We start from the raw sequence: 18,517 nt of genomic DNA on the forward strand, positions 1-18,517 counted from the left end.
CTCAAAAATTTGAAATGAAAGGTCAGCGCCGCCTCCTGGCGAGGAGCGGCAGCAGGGCGAGTCCCACCAGGGCGGCAGGGCCGCAGATTCCTCCACCGCCGGTGGTTGTGGTGGTTGGACTGCTGGTGGTCGGAGTGGTCGAAGGCGAGGTAGTGCTTGACGGGGAAGTGGTGCTGGAGGGACTCGAGGTGGTGCTCGAACTACTCGTCTCACTGGTGGTGGTCTCGGTCGGGGTCGGCTTCTCCCCGCCGCTGCCCTCGACGAGCGGTATCATGAGCACGGTGGCGAGCTTCATGTTCTCGGCGTCGTAGCTGTTCAGCTGTTCCTCCTGGGTCGGCTTGAAGCCAGCTGGAACGAGCTCATCAACCACCCTCGGTGCCACTCCGTTTATGACCGCGTCTGCCTCGGCCCCTCCAAGCTTCCACTGTTCCGCCTCGACTGCAACCGGCCTCCACTTGTCTGGGCCGTAACCGTCCTGGGAGCCTGTGATGACAGCTGCATAGAGCCCGTACTCCCTAACGTTCGGCAGGTACTTCTTCGGAACCTTGACTATTATGGCGTTCTTGACTGGGTCGGCTGAAATCTGCATCTCACCCTGGTAAACGGTTCCGTTCGGGAGGATGATGAGGTTCCCGTAGTCCCATCCCGCGATTCTGAGGGCCACGTCCCACGGGTGGTGCGGGTCGAGCTGGACGTTGCTTCCGGGCCCGTCCGGGAACATCTTTATCGCCGAGATGTTTCCGCCGTCTCTGAAGTCGAAGTACGCTTCGATTATCTGGAGGCTGAAGCCGTTTGGACCGTTCCAGGGGTTGCCGCCGAGATCCCTGAAGTAGAATTCGAGGGTCCAGTCATCGTCGCCCTCGGTCATCTTGAACTTGAGCAGGTCGAAGACTCCCGGCTTGAAGACCCCGTCCGTTGGGTAGGTGTAGGTTCCCGGTCCGTGGTCGTCCCCCTCCGGGTCGCTCACGACTATGCCCTGCTTGAGGAGCGGAATGGCCCTGACCGTGGCGAGCTTCATGTCATTTGCGTCGTAGGAGCTTAACTGCTCCTCCTGGGTCGGTTCAAAGCCCTGCGGAACCAGCTCATCAAGGACGCGCGGGGTCACGCCGTTTATGACCGCCTGTGGGTCTGCGCCGCCGAGCTTCCACTGCTCTGCATCCACGGCCACCGTTCTCCACTTGTCCGGGCCGTAGCCGTCCTGCGAGCCGACGAGGACGTCTCCCCAGAGGCCGTAGTCCTCGTTTATGGCAATGTACTTCTTCGGGACTTTCACTATCACCGCGTTCTTGACGGGGTCAGCTGAAATCTGCATCTCACCCTGGTAAACGGTTCCGTTCGGGAGAATGATGAGATTTCCATAGTCCCATCCGGCAATCCTGAAGGCGACGTCCCAGGGATGGTTCGGGTCGAGGTTGACGTTGGCTCCGGGTCCATCGGGGAACATCTTAATGGCGGTGCTGTTGCCGCCGTCCTTGAAGTCCAGGTAGACCTCGATTATCTGGAGGCTGAAGCCGTTTGGTCCGTTCCACGGGTTGCCTCCGAGATCCTTGAAGTAGAACTCCATCACGTAGCTGTCAGTCTGCTCGAGCATCCTGAAGCGGAGGAGGTCAAAGGCTCCCTCGACGAAGACCCCGTCCGTTGGGTAGGTGTAGGTTCCCGGTCCGTGGTCGTCCCCCTCCGGGTCGGTTATGTCCGCTATGACGACTCCCTTGACCTCGGTCGGGAGCTTGAGCTCGACGGGGGTGCTTATGACCTCGAGCCTGTTGTCCTTGACGGTCGAGACCGCGAAGTAGAAGTCGCTCGGGTTCTCAAGGTACTCGAAGGGAACGATTACCTCCCTACCGCCCTCGACGTCCCTAACCGTCGGCTCTCCCAGCTTCTCGCTCTTCTCATAGTCGGTGGCCTTGTATATCTCGGCTTTGCCGTTCTCATAGACGATGTGCTTGGTTATGAGCAGTCCAACGCTGTCCGCTGAGAACGGGAACATCGAGTACCTGAGCTCGCTCGGCCTCTCCTGGAGCAGGGTGAAGGTGTTTCCAACGCGTTCACCCTTCTCCCAGATGCTCACCTCGAACTCGTTGAGGTCGCCCTTAACGATGAAGTGCAGCCCATCGCCGTCGAAGTAAACGCTCACGCCGTCCGATAGGGACGACATGCTGGAGTAGTTCTTCATTTCGCCCTCCTTAAGGCCGTCGAGGGCCCTGGTGACGTAGGGCTCGCCGTCCGGGAAGTAGTTGCCGAAGAGGTAGCTCGGCGGCTCGACTCCTGCCAGCTTGTACATCTCGTAGAGGTACGTCTTGAGGTAGCGGTCGAAGGTGTAGTCCTGGCCGCTGTTCTGGTCGCTTCCGTACCACCAGAACCAGTCGCTCGCCTCGGCGCGGAGCAGGTACTCGTGGGCCTTCTCCCAGTCCGCCTGGCTCATCTCACCTTTCTTCTCCATGAGGGTCTTTCTCGCCAGGTAGAGCAAGTACCAGCCGTAGTTCTCCTGGGGCTCTCCTATCCAGGTGGATAGTGTTCCGTCTATCCAGCTGCTCTCGGGCCACTGCATCTCCTCCTTAACGCCGATGGTGTCGTAGAGGTCGCCGAGGCTCTGGGCCTTGAGGAGGGCGTTAACTTTGTCGCCGGTGAGGTCAAGCCTCTCCATCATCTTTGGCGCGAGCTTGTTGGCCTCGTCCCCGTAGAGCTGGATGTACTCGCTCGGGGTGAGGGTCCTTATCAGCCCCTGCTCCTGGAGCTCGGTCAGCTTCTTGTAAAGCTCGTTCAGGAAGAGCTTGCCGTCGTAGGGGTAGTGCTCCCACGGGTTCTCACCGTCGAGCGTGACCACGTAAACCAGGGAACCGTCGTAGTTCTCCTTCTGGAGCTTGAGGAGCTCGTTCACGAAGTCATCAACGGCCTGGTACTGGTTCATTCCGGCGTAGGTGAAGCCAACGCGGTCGCTGAGAGCGTGGTCGCGCGGGAAGAGGTAGATCTTCTTCCCGTTGAACTCGGCCACCCAGGGCTTGTAGTAGTTCTCGACGGTCTTATCGACGCCGAGCCTGTCGAGGACGAGCTGGTCGGTCATGACCCAGGTCCAGCCGTTCTCGGCGAGTATTTCGAGAGTTTTGTCGTTGAGGGCACTCTCAGCGGCCCAGCCCCCGACCGGGACAGCGGTTCCGTTTCCGAGGTATTCCCTGTACAGCTCGTCCGCCTTCTTCACCTGGCCGTCGAAGTCGCTCTCCCAGCCGAAGTCGTTGAGTATCGGGCCTATGGGGTGGGCGTAGGGGACTACCGTAACTTCAACGTTGCCGTTGCCGAGAAGGAGGTTTATCTTCTCGTGCTCCTCGAAGGTGTGGTTGAGGAGCCAGAGCTGGGCGTCGAGAACCGTTTTAACGTCCTCCCTCGTGTAACCACCTTCGTCCACCTTGTCGTAGAGGGCCTTGAGCTCGGGGTTGCTCATTATGTAGCCGTAGTCTATCCAGGCGAGGTTGAAGAGAACCGCCAGGTCTATGTAGTCCTGCTCGGTGAACTCGTTGGTTACGGCCGCCTTCTGCTCCTCGAGCGGTAAGTTCGCGTATTTGGCCTTCGCGGCCTGCATCTTGTCCTTCAGCTCCGTGTAGCGGTTCCAGAAGTCCCTTATCGGGTTGCCGCTGGGGTCGGTTATCGGCTCACCGTTCCAGGGAATCGTGTGGTCGAAGAACCCTCCCGGTGCCTGGAGCATGAACCACTTCTCGTCAACGGTGAGCGGCTCGCCGCTGGCTATCTTCTCGGTGATTATCTGGTAGGTGTCCTTCTTGCCGTGCATGTAGTCTGCCAGCTGGGCTATGAGCGAGCCGGAGAGGTCAATGGTGGTGTGAACTTCGGGGTACTGGCTCAGGTAGTAGGCCATCTTCCAGTAGTTGTTGGCCGCGTGGAGCCTGACCCAGGGCCTGGTGTAGATGTCCTGGATCGGGTCGTAGTAGTAGGGCTGGTGCTGGTGCCAGACTATTATGACGTTGAGCGGCTTCGGCTCGGCCGCTCCAACGGTCTTGACGTTCGCTCCAATCAAACTTCCAACCATCAAAACTGCTAGGAGTAGGGCAACCACCCGCCTCATAATATCACCTCATTCCTTGAGACCTCCAACTGTAAGACCGCTCCTTATGTAGTTCTGGGCGAGCATGAACGCCACGAACACCGGCAGGGCGAAGAGCAGAGCAGCAGCTGCGAAGTAGCTCCAGTCTATTCCCCTGCCTATGCCGCCCAGGAGAAGGTATATCCACACCGACAGCGGCTGATTTGGCTCCGTGAGGAGCAGGCTTGCCAGTATGAACTCCGTCCAGCCACCTATGAAGGCGAATATCGACACGGTCGCTATTCCTGGAAGGGCCATCGGGAGGAGCACGTGCCTGATTATCTGAAGGTAGCTGGCGCCGTCCACCAGGGCAGCCTCGTCGAAGTCCGGGCTTATGGAGTCTATGTACCCCTTGAGCAGCCAGGTGTTGAAGGGAACGCTTCCCGCGGCGTAGATGAAGGACAGCACCGGCAGCTTGTCGTAGAGGCCCAGCTTGACTATCATACCGTAGAGGGCTATAAGGCCAGCTATTCCGAGACCGCCCGCCACCTGGGTAAACATCAGGTAGAAGTAGAGCACGTGCTCCCTGCCGAAGAACTTCATGCGCGAGAATGCGTAGGCGGCTGGGACGACGAAGAGCAGCGTCAGCAGCACCGTTATTGTGGCTATGATGAGGCTGTTCTTGAGGTAGCCGAAGAACTTGGAGTTCACGAACTTCCCTATGTTGGTGAACCTCAAGGTTCCGCTGTTCCTGGCGACGACGTACTTCTCCATCGGGCCCGAGACGTGGGTGCCCTCGATGGTTCCGCCCTTCAGTTCAACGTTCCTCATTATCGCGAAGCCCACGGTGCCGTCGTCGTTTATCCTTGTGAGGATGAAGAGTCCTTTGACCTCGCCCTTCAGCTGTCCCTGCGCGTTGACGTCCGTTGAAACGTCGAAAACCAGGTTTTTCACCGGGATCTCAAACACCAATCCTGTGAAGGGCCCGTACTTAACCTCACCCTTTATCGTCCCTTCCAGCAGGTACAGCCGGCCGTCCTGAACGTGGGCGCTTCCCTCGATGGTTCCCGTGAAGTTCTCGCTCAGCTTGCTTCCCGAGAATCCAAAGAGCACCTCCCTGTACGAGTCGAGGCTGACGTTCCTCGGTATGAGGTGGAACTCCGTGGTTGCGAGCGTTGAGCCGGGGCTTATTGAGACGACGAAGATGTAGTAGACCGGGAAGAGTATGATGAACATGACGAAGATAGCCAGCAGGGTCAGGAGGAAGCTCCTGACGACCTCCCCTTTGCGCCTTCCCATCATCCCTTGGCACCCTCCTGAAGCCTGGTTATCCTGACGTTAACGTACATGTACACGGCAAGCACGAGCGTGGCGATTATCATTATCGCCGCTGCCTTTCCGTAGTGGGGGCTGGCTCCGAAGGCCTTCCTGAAACCGTAGAGCAGTATGAACTTGTCCTCGAACAGGCCCGCGTTGTAGATGTAGGGCACCATGAAGTACTGGAAGCTGGCCGCGCTGGTGAGTATGGTCGCGAAGGCTATCGGTTTACCGACTATCGGGAGGACAACGTGCCTTACCCTCTGCCAGTAGCTGGCGCCGTCTATTATCGCCGCCTCAACGAGCGTGTCCGGCACGGACTGGAGCGCCGCCGTGATGACGGTTATCATGAACGGGTACGCGAGCCACACCTCGATTATGTTGAGCGCGAGAAAGCCCCACATGGGGTCGTTGATCCAGTTGGGGAGATTTTGAACCCCGATGGATTTAAGCAGCTGGTTTATCGGCCCGAATATCGGGTCGAACATGAACTTCCAGACGGTAACGGAGAAGAGGAGCGGCAGCGCCCAGGGGATTATCAGGAGCGAGCGGTATATCATCTTGCCCTTCACGTACCTGCTGTTGTAGAGCAGGCTGAGAACGATCCCCGCGAGAACCTTCAGGGTGACGCTGGTCACGACGAATATCCACGTCCACAGGAAAGCGCTCCTGAACGTTTTGTCGCCGAGTATCCAGCGGAAGTTCTCCAAGCCGACGAACTGGAGCTGCGGGGCGTCCGGGGCCTGAACCGGAAAGTTGCCGAGCTGGGCGTTGGTGAATGCGAGGTATATCGAGTATATTATCGGCCACAGGTTGAAAAACAGGAACGCTGCCATTCCAGGCAGGATTAGGAACAGAGCAATGGTCGTGGTCTTTTTCATTCCAATCCCTCCAAAAAGGTATGAAAAAGGAGAAAGGCTTCAGCCGTTCATGTTGTCGAGTATCTGCTGCTGGTACTTCTCGAGTATGGCCTTTATGTCGGCGTTCTCCGGGTCCTGGAGTATCTCGTTGATGGCTCCGTCAACACCGCCCCAGACGGCGCCCATCTTCGGGCTCTTGGGCATCAGGTAGGCGTGCTGAACGGCCTGCCCGAAGCCGTAAATGACCGGGTCGTTCTGGATGTCCGGGTCGTTGAGAACGGGGGTGAGAACGGGGATGTAACCGAGCTGGAGTGAGAGCTCCTTGATGACCTCCGGGCTGGTGGTGAACCACTTGACGAACTTCCAGGCGGCCTCCTTGTTCTTTATACCTGCCGCGAAGTAGATGTCCTTGACTCCACCGTAGGGCCTCGGCCAGTACTCCTTACCGTCCTTGGTTATCGGCGGGAGCGGAACAACGCCGAAGTCTATTCCGGCCTTCTTGACATCGCTTATGCTCCACGGACCGTTTATCATCATGGGAGCACGTCCCTCAAGGAATATGCTCTGCTGGGTTCCGTAGTCGGCGGTCGGGGCCATGTACGGCCAGATGTTCTGGAAGAAGAACTCGAATCCCTCCACAGTCTCGGGCTGGTCGAGACCGGGCATCTCACTCTGGTCGTCGAAGTAGTAGCCACCGAAGGCCTGTGCCCAGGCCGAGAGGAAGTAGGCATTGAGCGGATACGCTATTCCGTACTTCTCGTTGTCCGGGTCGTTGTACTGCTCCATTATCGCCTTCATCTCATCAAAGGTCTTGGGCGGCTCATTCACCATGTCCTTGTTGTAGATGAGCGCGACGGTCTCGGCCGCGAAGGGCATGGCGTAGAAGTGCCCCTTGTACTGCATGGCTTCCTGGGCCATCGGGGCGAAGCCGTTGAGGATATCGTCCGTGACGTATTCATCAATCGGCTCGAGCATTCCGGCGTCGGCGAACTTTCCTATCCAATCGTGAGCCCAGATGAAGAGGTCCGGCCCCTGGCCTGTGGGTATGGCGGCCTTGAGGGCGCTCTCGAGGTCAGGCTTCTGCTCGAAGGTTATGGTGACGTCCGGGCACATGGCCATGTACTCCTCGGCGAGGCTCTGGAAGACTTCCAGCTCGTTGGGCTGCATGGCGTGCCAGATGACAACCTCCCCGCTTCCGCACTCCGTCTCGGGCGGGGTAGTGGTGGTCTCAGTGGGGCTCGGGCTGGAGGTGGTTGAACTCGGTGAGCTCGTGGTGGTCTCGATTGGACTGGGGGAGCTGGTTGTCGTTGAACTCGGGCTCTCCCCTCCGGGGGATATACAGCCGCTGGCCACAACGCTAAGAACCAAAACCCCCACCAAAAGCAGGGCAAACAGTCCTTTCTTCATATCTTTATCACCCGCCTTGATTTTGGGTGATATAGTATCATCGACGGTGATATATATATCTTGCGCTTCTTTGATCAGAGTTGTTGGCCGTGCACATAGTTAGTCCCCCATGAAAAGGGTGGACCACAGGGAACGGGTCGGGGACAGGCTGTCTGTCCGTGGGGTGCCATCTGCCCCTTCCCCTTCATCCCCCGGGAGAAGACGTCAGGATGTCGTCACATGGAAGGCGCAGTCCTCAGGTTCCATCGAGTACCTGATCTCCACCCTGACCCTTTCGTCCCCGAGAACCCTCTCATATATCATTGTGCGTCCCTGGAACCTTACGGGCACGAACTCGCCGAGCTGAAGCGCTCTGCTCTTCCTTCTGAGCCGTATCAGCCGTTTCGTGGTTTCGAAAATCTCAGTGTCCCACTTCCCCCTGTCCCATACCATGGACGCCCTCCCGGCACTCAGGCCACCGTCCAGCCGCCCTCTGAGTCCAATTTCATCGCCGTAGAATATCGAGGGAATCCCCTTGTAGGTCATCAGGAAGGCCAGGGCGCAGAGGTATCTCCGCCCGTCCCCCACGAGGTCGAGGAAGCGTTCGGTGTCGTGGTTGTCGAGGAAGTTGTACATCGCGTACTCCGCGGGGCCTAAATGAATGCTCAGCAGCTCCAGGCCGTTGAGGAACTCCCCCGCGTCGATTTCACCCTCCACAAAGAACCTGAGAATGAGCTCGTAGAGGGGGTAGTTCATGGTGCCGTGGAACGCGTCGGGAACCCAGGGCCGGGGGTCATCCATGACCTCCCCGACGAGGTATGCCTCCTCTGGCATGGCCTTCCGCATCTCCCTCCACAGCTCCGGCGGAACGCCGTGGGCAACATCGAGACGCCAGCCGTCCGCTCCCCGCTCGAGCCAGTACTCCATTACCTCTCCGATGAATCTCCTTACCTCCTGGCTGTCGTGGTTGAGCCTCGGCATCAGCCACACCGAGTAGAAGCTCTCGTAGTTCCACCCTATCTCCTTCAGCCTCTGGTGCTTCTCTCTCGGAGAAGTCTTTGACCGGAGAACCTCCAGGAACTCATCTGAGACCACGGGGAAGCCGGTCACCCTGTAAAAGTCTTTGTAGTCACTCTCATTTCCTCTGGCTATCAAATCCTGAAAGTACGGGTGGAAGAAGCTCGTGTGGTGGAAAACCCCGTCGGGAATCAGCCTGATGTCCCGCTTTTTGAGTTCCCGCACCAGCTCCCTGAAGATCCCCCATCCTCCGAGCTTTCTGTCGATACTGAAGTAGTCGGTGACGTCGTAGCGGTGGTACGTCATGGACTCGAATATCGGGGTGAGGTAGAGCGCGTTTACGCCGAGTTCTTCGAGGTGACCCAGCCTCTTTATTATTCCAGCCAGATCGCCGCCGTGGAACTCCTCGCTCTGAAATGCCTCTCCCCTGGGCGTCCCAGGCAGGCCTCTCTCGAACCTGTCGGGCATTATCTGGTAGAATACCCTCTCGAAAACCCATTCGGGGGTCTCTGACCTGTAGGGTTCGGCATTAAACGGGCCGTATTCGCTGGTTTTCCCTTCGGATTCTATAAGAAAAGAGTACTCAATTGGTCCCTCACCGGAAAGAACCGCCTCGAAGTATTCGAAGAGGCCACCGTGGGCCTTGGGTCTCATCTCGGTTTTTCTGCCTCCGGCCCTTAGGACTACCCTTGAGACCTTTCCCCTCAGTGAGCGGAAAATCACGTGGGTCCTTCCGGCGAAGGAGTAAAGGTAGGTGGCGCTCGGCCTGTGGAAGAACTCCCCCTCCCCAATTATCCTAGCCACGCTCACTTTTTTCTCGAGCTTGTATGATAGCCTCTTGTAGGTTTCCCTTTCCTGATTTTCCGGGTCGGGCAGAAACTCCCCGTCCACCGAGAAGCAGTAGTGCCAAGTTCCCTCGGGGAGCTCCAGCAGTATACTCCATCTTTTTCCTTTCTGCCTCATTCGAAAGCTGCCCTCATTGAAGGCGTTGAAGTCCCCCACGAGGTACGCGTAGCTCCCCTCTTTCGGTATCGAGAACTCCATCTCTGCGACCCTGCCGAACCTCCAGTCAGGTTTGAACCCGAAAATTTTATACACCTTCCCCACCCAAGTATCACTACTGATGAATAAACTATGGCGAGTGAAACTTAAAAGTTTGGAGGTCTCGGTATGAAGGAAGAGGAAATCATTGAGAAACTTCAGAAGCTCGGCCTCACCAAGTACGAGAGCCTTGCCTACATAACCCTTCTCAAGCTCGGCCCGAGTAAGGCCACGGACATAACCAAGGAGAGCGGCATTCCCCACACGAGGGTTTACGACGTTCTGAGCTCCCTCCACAGGAAGGGGTTCGTTGACGTCATGCAGGGCTCCCCTCGCCTGTACAAGCCAGTCAACCCGGAGGTTGTTCTGGAGAGGATAAAGGAGGACTTCATAGAGGACGTTGAGAACCTTAAGGTTGCGTTTCTCGAGCTCTACCGCGAGGTTCACGGCGAGGATCTGCCCGAGATTTGGACCATCCAGGGCTTTGAAAACACCGTTGAGCGCGCTGAGTACGTTATTAGAACCGCCAAGCACGAGGTCCTGATAAACACCCCCTTTGAGTTCCTCCAGCTCCTCAAGAGCGAGATACGCGCGAGGAAGGACATAGTCTTCGTCATAATCAGCAACTTCGATGAGATACCCGACTGGCTCAAAGGGAACAACATAATCCTCGCGAGGAGCGGGGGCGCTCCGTGGCTCATGGCCAGCTGGATAATAGGCGACATCGACTACGCCCTGTTCTTCGGTGCCCTCCCGAAGGACAAGCGCCGCGAGAAGTTCTACTCCTTCTGGGCCAAGAGCCCCAAGATAATCCAGAACTACATGCACTGGTTCTACACCATCTACCTCGACAACAGCGAGATAATCAAACCCCTCAACTATGCCGCGGCACCGAAGCCCCTCTCCCTCGTCAACATCAGGACGCTCATAACCGTCCTCAAGTACCTTGAGCCGCCGAGGAAGATCGAGGTCATCGGGAGGCTCGTTGACACGAAGGAGCCGGTGACACTGGACGGGGAGATAACCGAATACGAGTACACCCCCCTCACCGCCAACATAACCGTGAATGCCGGCGGAAAGGAGTGGAAGATCGGCGGCATTGGCAGCTACTTCGAGGACGTCGAGGGCGAGAAGTTCATCCTCCTCGATTGAGCGGTTCTTTTCCCTCTTCATCTCCCATCCGCTGGTTCATGGGGTAGGTGGTGTCAATGAGGATTCTTATCCTTGGGTTTGAGTACCTGCCCGTCAAGGTGGGCGGCCTTGCAGAGGCGATAACCAGCATAGCGGAGGGGCTGAGCGAACTCGGAAACGAGGTCGTCGTTTTCACCCCAGATCACGGGAAGAACCTCGGCGAAGTCTTCGGCTCTTTCAAGGTCTCGGCCTTCGGCGGGGAAGTTTCGATAACCGTCAGAAAGCGTGAGCAGAACGGCGTTACTGTCTACTCCCTCGGTGGAGGACTTCTCAGCGAGTCCGATGTCTACGGCCCGGGCTGGGAGGGCCTGCTCAGGAAAGCGGTTCTCTTTGGGAAGGCCAGCGTGGGGCTTATGAACGAGCTGATTGAAACCTTCAAGCCGGACGTAATCCACGCCCACGACTGGCACACAGTATTTGCCCTTGGCCTTTTGAAGAAGTACTTTGGTATAAGGGGTGTCTTCACCGTCCACAGGCTCAACAAGGCGAAAATTCCGGCCAACTACTTCGGCGAAGCAAACCTCCCCGAACTCGCCCCTTACCCCGAGATAGACCCCGAGCACACCGCCGGATACATAGCGGACGCTGTAACGACCGTCAGCAGGAGCTATCTGTGGGAGGAATGGGGGTTCTTCAGGCACTTTGAGGGCAAGGTTACTCACGTCTTCAACGGCATAGACTGTTCCTTCTGGAACGAGGAGCTCATGGAGACGAAGGATATTCCCAGAGAGGAGCGGAGGAGGCGCGTCTTAGAGCGTTTCGGCCTGAGCGATGGGAAGGCGTTCATGTTCATAGGGCGCTTTGACAAGGCCCAGAAGGGAGTTGACACCCTTCTAAGGGCTATAGAGGTTCTCTCTGCTGATCCTGCCTTTAGGGAGATGAGGTTCATCATAATCGGCAAGGGCGATCCGGAGCTTGAGGCCTGGGCCAGAGCCGTGCAAAACCGCTTCCCCGAGAACGTCAGGGTAATTACCGAGCTTCTCAGCAGGGAGACCGTCAGGGAGCTCTATGGCTCGGTGGACTTCGTTATAATTCCGTCGTACTTCGAGCCCTTCGGTTTAGTTCAGCTCGAGGCCATGTGTCTCGGCGCAATTCCCATAGGCAGCTCCGTCGGGGGATAAAGGATACCGTAATAGACCTCAACTCCGACCCGGAGAATGCCACCGGAATCCTCGTCCCCCCGAGGGACGCCTTCGCCCTCGCCAGGGCGATGGTGTTCGCCAAGGAGCTGGACGAAGAGACCTTGAGAAAGCTCCGCGAGAACGGGAAGAGGAGGGCGAGGGAGGACTTCACCTGGGAGAACGCTTGCAGGAGGTACATGAGGGTTTACGAGGGGGCCGTTGACAAGGCCGTTCCGTTCCTTCGCTAACGCCATCCGTACTCTGCTAAAAATTTCTTTTTCAGCCTTTTTATCGTCCCGGAAACGCCGAGGGTTCTGAATATCGCCCTTGAGCCGTTTATGTGAGTTACCAGGGTCAGAGCAAAGCGCAGTTCCTCCACGTGCTTCCTGTCAACTCTCACAATCCCAGTCTGGCTCTTCTCATCGAACTTTATGAACCAGGGTTTGGCCTTGGCAGAACCGAGGGTTCCCAGCGTTGAGAGGCTCGCGTCCCATATGGCCCTCTTTACCTCGTCCTTCTTAAACGGCCTCTCCCCGATTACCTGGAAGGCTATGTAGCGGTGCTTGTCCCTCAGTGTAGGCGGCAGATACTTCGGCTTCTCCCTCATAGGCATCTGCACAACTTTGCCCGCCAACCTTTTTAAGCTCTCCCCCGCGTTTAGGGTTAGCGAGGTGAGTCGATGGTCTGGGAGACGCCTTACTTTTCGTACGCTGTGAGAGAGCCCCCCAAGGGCTGTCAGCTCTGCGTTAGGGGTGAGAAGCTCGTTCTCTTCACGACCGGCGCCTGTCCGAGGGACTGCTTCTACTGCCCGCTGAGCGAGACGCGGAGGGGAGACGTCGTCTACGCCAACGAGAGACCCGTAAAAACCCTTGATGACGTCAGTGAGGAAGCCCTTCTGATGGAAGCCAAGGGGGCAGGCGTCACTGGCGGTGACCCGCTGGTGAGGCTCGACCGGACGGTCGAGTATATACGGGTTCTCAAGGAGGCCTTTGGCAAGGACTTTCACGTCCACCTCTACACCACTGGCGCTTTAGCCACGAAGAAGAACCTGGAAAAGCTCTACGATGCCGGTCTGGATGAGATTCGATTCCACCCCGATCTCTTCAACCCGAACTCGAAGCTCTTCAAAGTTGAAATCGAGAACATAAAGAACGCCTTCGACTTCGACTGGGACGTCGGCGGCGAGATTCCTTCGATTCCTGGGCAGTTCGAGAGGATGAGGTGGTACGCCGAGTTTCTCGATAATCTCGGAGCGAAGTTCCTCAACGTGAACGAGCTCGAGTTCAGCGAGACGAACCTGAGGGCTATTCTCGACAGGGGATACAGACCAATAAGCGACGAGAGCGCCGCCATAAAGGGTTCCCTTGAGCTGGGCCTGAAGCTCCTTGAATGGGGCGAGGAGAACACCTCGCTGAGCTACCACCTGTGCACGGCCAAGCTGAAGGATGCGGTCCAGCTCAAGAACAGGCTGAGGAGGATGGCAAGGAACGTGGCCAGGCCCTACATGGAGATAACCGAGGACGGAACGCTCCGGTTTGGGATAGCGGAATACGACAACCTCGACGAGCTCTACGAGTTTCTAGTTAATGAGGCAGAAGTCCCGGCAGAGTGGCTGTACGTCAACAGGGCGAAGGGCCGGATAGAGATGCCTGAAGAGGTCGCCGTCGAGCTGGCCGAGGCAATAGAGGGCGACGTTAGGTTCTTCATAGTCGAGGAGTACCCGACCTTCGACAGGCTTGAGGTCGAGAGGGTTCCGCTTCCATAAGTCACCTGAGGGCGAGCTTTGCAAACGGGTCAGTGAGGTAGTACTCCCCATTTTCCTCCTCAATCCAGCCCATCTTCTTCAGGTTCTTCAGAAGCTCATAAAGTCTCGGCTCGGGGGTTCTCATTTTCTTGAGTTCTAAGTAGTCCCGTATAAGGCTCCACCTGTTGTAGCCCAGTGATATTGCCTTTAAGATTCCAACGTATCGCCTGCTCCGTCTTTCAAGCTCCGACAGCTCGCCAAGGAGGAGGCCTTTGGAGATGTTGAGTGTTGAGTCCATAGCCCTTTGAAAATCCTGGGTTTCGAGGTATTTTGACCCGAACAGGACGAGCCATCCTGGTATGCCGTCGAGTATGGAGACGGCCTTGTCAATATCTTCCTCCGGCACCTCAACCCCTGCCTCTTTAAATCCTGCCCGCAGGAATGCTTTTGATGTCTCGCCGTCGAAGGGTTTTACATAAATCTCTCCCCCTACCCTCCCGTAGAGCGGACTCTCGTAGTCGTCTATTCCAAGAAAATCGTGCAGAAGTCCAACCTCAGAGCCCGTCAGTATGATCCGTAGATTGGGCAGGCTGTCGTAGGCGTGGGCGAATAACGCCAGTAGTTCCTTTCCACCTCGCGAGCCGTAGAACCTAAGGTACTGGGCCTCGTCGAAGGCTATGATGAACTTCCCGGTTTTTTCTCCGAGTTCATTTAGCTCCCTGAATATCTCCCTGAGGGAGGCATCCCGGGGTTCAATATGCAGGAACCTCAGGTTCAGTTTTACCCTGAATCTTGAGGCGATTCTCTGGAAGATGCTTCCTTTCGACTGGAGTTCCCGGATGAGGTCGTCCTTGGTTATGTGCCCGCTCTCGGCGTAGAGTTCCCTGCAATCTATTAGAATCCCGGGGTTCTCGTTGAGGTAAGCCCTGAGGATGGAACTCTTACCGACGCGTCTTATCCCGAGGAGAAGCGTTAGTGGATACCTCCCGATGCTCTTCTCCAGTTCTCTGAACTCCCTTTCCCTATCGAAAATCTCCTCCCTCCTGCTCTTTGGCTTCAGATCGAACAGCACTTACGCCACCGTAAGTAACTTACGGGGGCATAAGTTATAAGGGTTTCGAAAAGGGTCAGCTGGTTCTATGTGAGAAAAGTTGGAAACTGACGGTTCTTCTCCTTCTAGCCATAATCGTTGCCCAGCTCTGGGTGGTGTAGAGGCTGGTTTTTGATGATGAGAAACGTTAAGTAATCGGGAGCCCAATTTTTGAACATGACGGGAAATGAGAGGTCCATTTCCAAGCGGAGAAAGGAGAATAGGAGCAACTTTGACGTTCTAATGATTGCCTTTGGAACAATGAGCGAGGAAGAGGTTGAGAGGCTGAGAAAAACGCTGGAAGAAGTTGAGGAATGGATGAACGAGTGGACACGCCCTGGTTGAGATATTCACGTATTTTGAGTTGCTTCAAAAATAGTGGATTGAAGGTGAAAGTTTTAGAAAAGTGAGGGTCTCACTCGACCCTCTCAATCCCTATCTTCGCCTGCACCTCTGGCCACTCGACCACGTAGCCCTTAGTCTCCTCAAAGCGGACCTCGACGGCCCTCGTCTCCTTCTTCACGTAGTCGAGGTTCTCCTTGAGCAGTTCGCGGTTTTCTTCGCTCGTCTCTATTGTAACTACAATTCTGTCGTTCACGTCCAAGTCAAGCCTCTTGCGCATCTCCTGTATTCTCCTGACGAACTCTCTGGCGAGGCCTTCAGCGAGGAGCTCCCTCGTGAGGGTCTTGTCGATGAACACCTTTCCGCCCTCAAACTCCTCGGCGACGAAGAAGTCCGGCAGCTTTTCCTCGATGGTCAGGTGCTCCCTCGTGAGGTGGAAGGTCTTTCCTTCGAGCTCGACGTCCATCTCTCCCTTCTCGTAGAGCTCCTTTCCGTGCTCGTTTATCCACGCTATCACGATCTTGGCGTCACCTTTGAACTCTGGACCAACTTTCGCGAAGTTGGGCTTTATGACGAGCTCCCTTTCTACTTTTCCGACGACGACCCCCTTGGCGTTGAGCTGGTCGCGCAGGATTCTGTTGAGCCTCTCGACAGCTTTTGCGACGGTCTCGTCCTCTGTCTCCACTATTATCCTCCTGACCGGGTAGCGGAGCTTTATCTTGGCCCTCTGTCTCGCCGAAGAGCCGGCCTCTACTATTCTCCTGACGTACTCCATCTCGCGCTCAAGCTCCTCGTCCCTTGCCTTCTCGTCCGCTTTGGGCCAGTCGAGCATGTGGACGCTCTCCACTCCGAGGAACGGCCTTAGCATGTTCTGGTATATCTCCTCGGCTATGTAGGGCGTGAAGGGCGCCATAAGCCTCAGCAGGACGTCGAAGACCTTCCAGACGGTGTAGTATGCCGCTAACTTGTCCGGGTCGTCCCCTTCAACCCACATGCGCTTCCTGATGAGCCTCACGTACCACCTGCTGAGGTCCTCGACGACGAAGTGGTATATTGCCCTGGTCGCTTTTGTGAGCCTGAAGGTCTCTATGCCCTCGGTGACTTCATCCACGAGGCTGTTGACCCTGCTGAGTATCCACCTGTCCTCCTCGCGGAATGGAAGTTCCTCCGGCTTGAGCTTCGTCGGGTCGAAGCTGTCGAGGCTCATGTAGGTGGCGCTGAGAACGTAGACGTTCCAGAGTATGTTGAGCATCCTCTTGACCTGTGCCAATCCCTTCCAGCTGAAGCGCAGGTTCTCCCATGGGTTCGTTGCCCAGAGCATGTAGAACCTGAAGGGGTCCCTGCCCTCCTTCTGGACGACTTCCTCCGGCCTTATGATGTTGCCGAGGCTCTTGCTCATCTTGTCGCCCTTTTCATCCAGAACGTAGCCGTGCATAGCCACGTGCCTGTATGGGACTGTGTCGAAGGCTATAACTGAAGCCGCCTGCTGGGAGTAGAACCACTTGGTTACCTGGTCCTCACCCTCGACTATGAAGTCCGCCGGCCAGAGTTTCCTGAAGTTCTCCTCAGTTCTCGGGTAGTCGAGGGAAGCCCAGCTCGCTATTCCGCTGTCGAACCAGACGTCAACGACGTCTTTAACGCGCCTCATCTCCTTGCCGTCCACCTTTATGATGAAGGCATCGACGTAGGGCCTGTGCAGGTCTTCTGGGCCAAGCTTCTCCTCTATGGCCTTGAGCTTCTCCTCATAGCTCTCCGGGAGCTCTATTCTCTCGCCGTTAACCTCTATCGCGACGCTGAGCTCCACCAGCTCCTTGAACGAGCCGACGACGTGTATCTCGCCGTCTTCGCTCTGCCATATCGGGAGCGGTATTCCCCAGTAGCGCTGCCTGCTTATGACCCAGTCGCCGGAGTTCATGACGCCGTTGTCGTAGCGCACCTTCACCCAGTCCGGATACCAGGTGACCTTCTCGTCGTTCTCCTTGATTATGAGGTCCTTGACCTTGCTTACCTTGAGGAACCACTGGTCTGTGGCGCGGAATATGAGCGGGGTCTTGCAGCGCCAGCAGTGCGGGTACTTGTGCTCTATCGTTCCGGCCTTCACGAGGTAGCCCTTGGCTTTGAGGTGCCCTATTATCTCCTGGTCGGCGTCCTTGACGTAGGTTCCCTTCCAGCGGCCCTCGGTGTAGCGGCCCTCGTCGTCGACCGGGCTGTATATCGGCAGGCCGTACCCTCTGCCTATCTCAAAGTCCTCCTCACCGTGACCTGGGGCGGTGTGAACAAGGCCGGTACCCTCTCCCAGCGTCACGTGCTCGCCGAGGATAACGCGGTGGGCCCACTCGTACCTTTCGCGGAACTCCTTCTGGATGGGATACTCGTCCATCAGCACGTGAACGTAGCGGAGCCCCTCGAGCTCCTCTCCCTTGAACTCCTCGACTATCTCGCCCTTAACGCCGACCTCGCTCAGAACTCTATCAACGAGGGCCTTCGCTATTATCCAGTACTCCTCGCCCTTCTCGGTCTCGACCCTAACCTTGGCGTAGTCGTAGTCCGCGTGAACGGTGACGGCGAGGTTGGCCGGGAGGGTCCAGGGGGTAGTCGTCCAGATGAGGAGGTACTCGTTCTCCTTCCCCTCGACCGGGAACTTGACGTATATGCTCGGGTCCTCCCTTACCTTGTACTCGCCGCGGACCTCGTGTTCGGCCAGGGCGGTCTCACAGCGCGGGCACCAGTGGAGGACGCGCTTGTCCTTCTCAAGCAGCCCCTTCTCGTGGGCCCTCTTGAGTGTGAACCAGCCCGATTCGATGTACTCGTTCTTTATGGTCATGTAGGGGTTGTCCCAGTCCATCCAAACGCCGAGCTGCTTGAACTGCTCGGTCATTATCTTGAGGTTGTTGAGGGCGAACTCCTTACACTTCCGTATGAAATTGTCGACGCCTATCTCGGTCTCTATGTCCTTCTTGGTCTTTAGGCCCAAAGCCTGCTCGACCTTGACCTCTATTGGCAGTCCGTGCATGTCGAAGCCCGGCTGCCTGCGGACGTTGTAGCCCTGCATGGTTCTGAACCTTATCACCATGTCTTTGATTATCTTGTTCCAGGCCGTTCCGAGGTGTATCGCACCGCTGACGTAGGGCGGCCCGTCGAGGAAGTAGTACTTCGGGCCGTTCTGGCGTGTGGTCTTCACCTTCTCGTAGGTGTTGTTCTCCTCCCAAAAGCGCTCGACCTTTTCCTCAAGCTTCCCTGGGGTGTACTCCCTAAACTCCGGTTCCTTTATCATGTCAAAACCCTCCAGAAATGATCTTTAGGATGGACTACCCTAGAACAGGGGGACTCAAGCCGCGAAACGGGCGAAGCGAAGGATAAAACACTCCCCCCTCATGG

11 protein-coding genes and 1 pseudogene are annotated in these 18,517 nt (G+C 56.7%); 4 read left to right on the top strand and 8 right to left on the bottom strand.

Going from position 1 to position 18,517, the window contains the following annotated elements; translation table 11 throughout:
* Nucleotides 1-22: 22 nt before the first annotated feature.
* The 5 genes from FH039_RS01555 to FH039_RS01575 form a co-directional block, all read right to left on the bottom strand.
* On the bottom strand, nt 23-4,072 hold the full coding sequence (locus FH039_RS01555) for a glucodextranase DOMON-like domain-containing protein (protein WP_139679951.1): 4,050 nt from the start codon (nt 4,070-4,072) through the stop codon (nt 23-25).
* Nucleotides 4,073-4,081: 9 nt separating this feature from the next.
* Nucleotides 4,082-5,332, bottom strand: coding sequence for an ABC transporter permease subunit (locus FH039_RS01560; protein WP_139679952.1), 1,251 nt, complete (start codon nt 5,330-5,332; stop codon nt 4,082-4,084).
* Nucleotides 5,329-6,228, bottom strand: coding sequence for a carbohydrate ABC transporter permease (locus FH039_RS01565; protein ID WP_139679953.1), 900 nt, complete (start codon nt 6,226-6,228; stop codon nt 5,329-5,331). Before FH039_RS01565 ends, FH039_RS01560 begins: the two co-directional genes overlap by 4 nt.
* A gap of 39 nt (nt 6,229-6,267) precedes the next feature.
* Complete coding sequence (locus FH039_RS01570; RefSeq protein WP_139679954.1) at nt 6,268-7,614, bottom strand: extracellular solute-binding protein; 1,347 nt, start codon at nt 7,612-7,614, stop codon at nt 6,268-6,270.
* Between the two features lie 204 nt (nt 7,615-7,818).
* Nucleotides 7,819-9,708 (bottom strand): alpha amylase N-terminal ig-like domain-containing protein, encoded by a 1,890-nt coding sequence (locus FH039_RS01575; RefSeq protein ID WP_139679955.1) that lies wholly within the window; start codon nt 9,706-9,708, stop codon nt 7,819-7,821.
* Nucleotides 9,709-9,780: 72 nt separating this feature from the next.
* On the opposite strand from FH039_RS01575, the gene trmBL1 reads away from it, so the two are divergent.
* Entirely contained in the window at nt 9,781-10,803 is a 1,023-nt protein-coding gene (trmBL1, locus tag FH039_RS01580) for an HTH-type sugar sensing transcriptional regulator TrmBL1 (RefSeq protein WP_139679956.1), read from the top strand.
* A gap of 56 nt (nt 10,804-10,859) precedes the next feature.
* A pseudogene (locus tag FH039_RS01585) lies at nt 10,860-12,211 on the top strand (glycogen/starch synthase).
* Here the strand turns inward: FH039_RS01585 and FH039_RS01590 are convergent.
* Nucleotides 12,208-12,570: a ribonuclease P protein component 2 gene (locus FH039_RS01590; RefSeq protein ID WP_139681549.1), complete on the bottom strand. Its 363-nt coding sequence runs from the start codon at nt 12,568-12,570 to the stop codon at nt 12,208-12,210. The pseudogene FH039_RS01585 and the gene FH039_RS01590 sit on opposite strands and share 4 nt — an antisense overlap.
* A 72-nt stretch (nt 12,571-12,642) precedes the next feature.
* Here FH039_RS01590 and FH039_RS01595 point away from each other — a divergent pair, with 72 nt between their 5' ends.
* Nucleotides 12,643-13,728 (top strand): radical SAM protein, encoded by a 1,086-nt coding sequence (locus FH039_RS01595; RefSeq protein WP_139679957.1) that lies wholly within the window; start codon nt 12,643-12,645, stop codon nt 13,726-13,728.
* A gap of 1 nt (nt 13,729) precedes the next feature.
* On the opposite strand, the gene FH039_RS01600 is transcribed toward FH039_RS01595, so the two are convergent.
* Complete coding sequence (locus tag FH039_RS01600; RefSeq protein WP_139679958.1) at nt 13,730-14,779, bottom strand: AAA family ATPase; 1,050 nt, start codon at nt 14,777-14,779, stop codon at nt 13,730-13,732.
* A 195-nt stretch (nt 14,780-14,974) separates the two neighbouring features.
* Between FH039_RS01600 and FH039_RS12105 the strand changes: the two genes are divergently transcribed.
* The gene (locus tag FH039_RS12105; protein ID WP_168188356.1) at nt 14,975-15,142 is read left to right on the top strand and encodes a hypothetical protein; all 168 of its coding nucleotides are present in this window, start codon (nt 14,975-14,977) and stop codon (nt 15,140-15,142) included.
* 70 nt (nt 15,143-15,212) lie between these two features.
* On the opposite strand, the gene ileS is transcribed toward FH039_RS12105, so the two are convergent.
* Nucleotides 15,213-18,413 (bottom strand): isoleucine--tRNA ligase, encoded by a 3,201-nt coding sequence (gene ileS / locus FH039_RS01605; protein WP_139679959.1) that lies wholly within the window; start codon nt 18,411-18,413, stop codon nt 15,213-15,215.
* Nucleotides 18,414-18,517 lie beyond the last annotated feature (104 nt).

The sequence above is a fragment of the Thermococcus indicus genome (assembly GCF_006274605.1).
GTDB classification, from domain to species: Archaea; Methanobacteriota_B; Thermococci; order Thermococcales; family Thermococcaceae; genus Thermococcus; species Thermococcus indicus.

What these genes read in the sequence shown, in the direction of transcription:
- FH039_RS01595 (WP_139679957.1), top strand. Translation starts at nt 12,643, where the DNA reads ATGGTCTGGGAGACGCCTTACTTTTCGTACGCTGTGAGAGAGCCCCCC.
- FH039_RS12105 (WP_168188356.1), top strand. Translation starts at nt 14,975, where the DNA reads ATGACGGGAAATGAGAGGTCCATTTCCAAGCGGAGAAAGGAGAATAGG.
- FH039_RS01565 (WP_139679953.1), bottom strand. Translation starts at nt 6,228, where the DNA reads ATGAAAAAGACCACGACCATTGCTCTGTTCCTAATCCTGCCTGGAATG.
- FH039_RS01560 (WP_139679952.1), bottom strand. Translation starts at nt 5,332, where the DNA reads ATGATGGGAAGGCGCAAAGGGGAGGTCGTCAGGAGCTTCCTCCTGACC.
- FH039_RS01570 (WP_139679954.1), bottom strand. Translation starts at nt 7,614, where the DNA reads ATGAAGAAAGGACTGTTTGCCCTGCTTTTGGTGGGGGTTTTGGTTCTT.
- FH039_RS01555 (WP_139679951.1), bottom strand. Translation starts at nt 4,072, where the DNA reads ATGAGGCGGGTGGTTGCCCTACTCCTAGCAGTTTTGATGGTTGGAAGT.
- ileS (WP_139679959.1), bottom strand. Translation starts at nt 18,413, where the DNA reads ATGATAAAGGAACCGGAGTTTAGGGAGTACACCCCAGGGAAGCTTGAG.
- FH039_RS01590 (WP_139681549.1), bottom strand. Translation starts at nt 12,570, where the DNA reads ATGAGGGAGAAGCCGAAGTATCTGCCGCCTACACTGAGGGACAAGCAC.
- trmBL1 (WP_139679956.1), top strand. Translation starts at nt 9,781, where the DNA reads ATGAAGGAAGAGGAAATCATTGAGAAACTTCAGAAGCTCGGCCTCACC.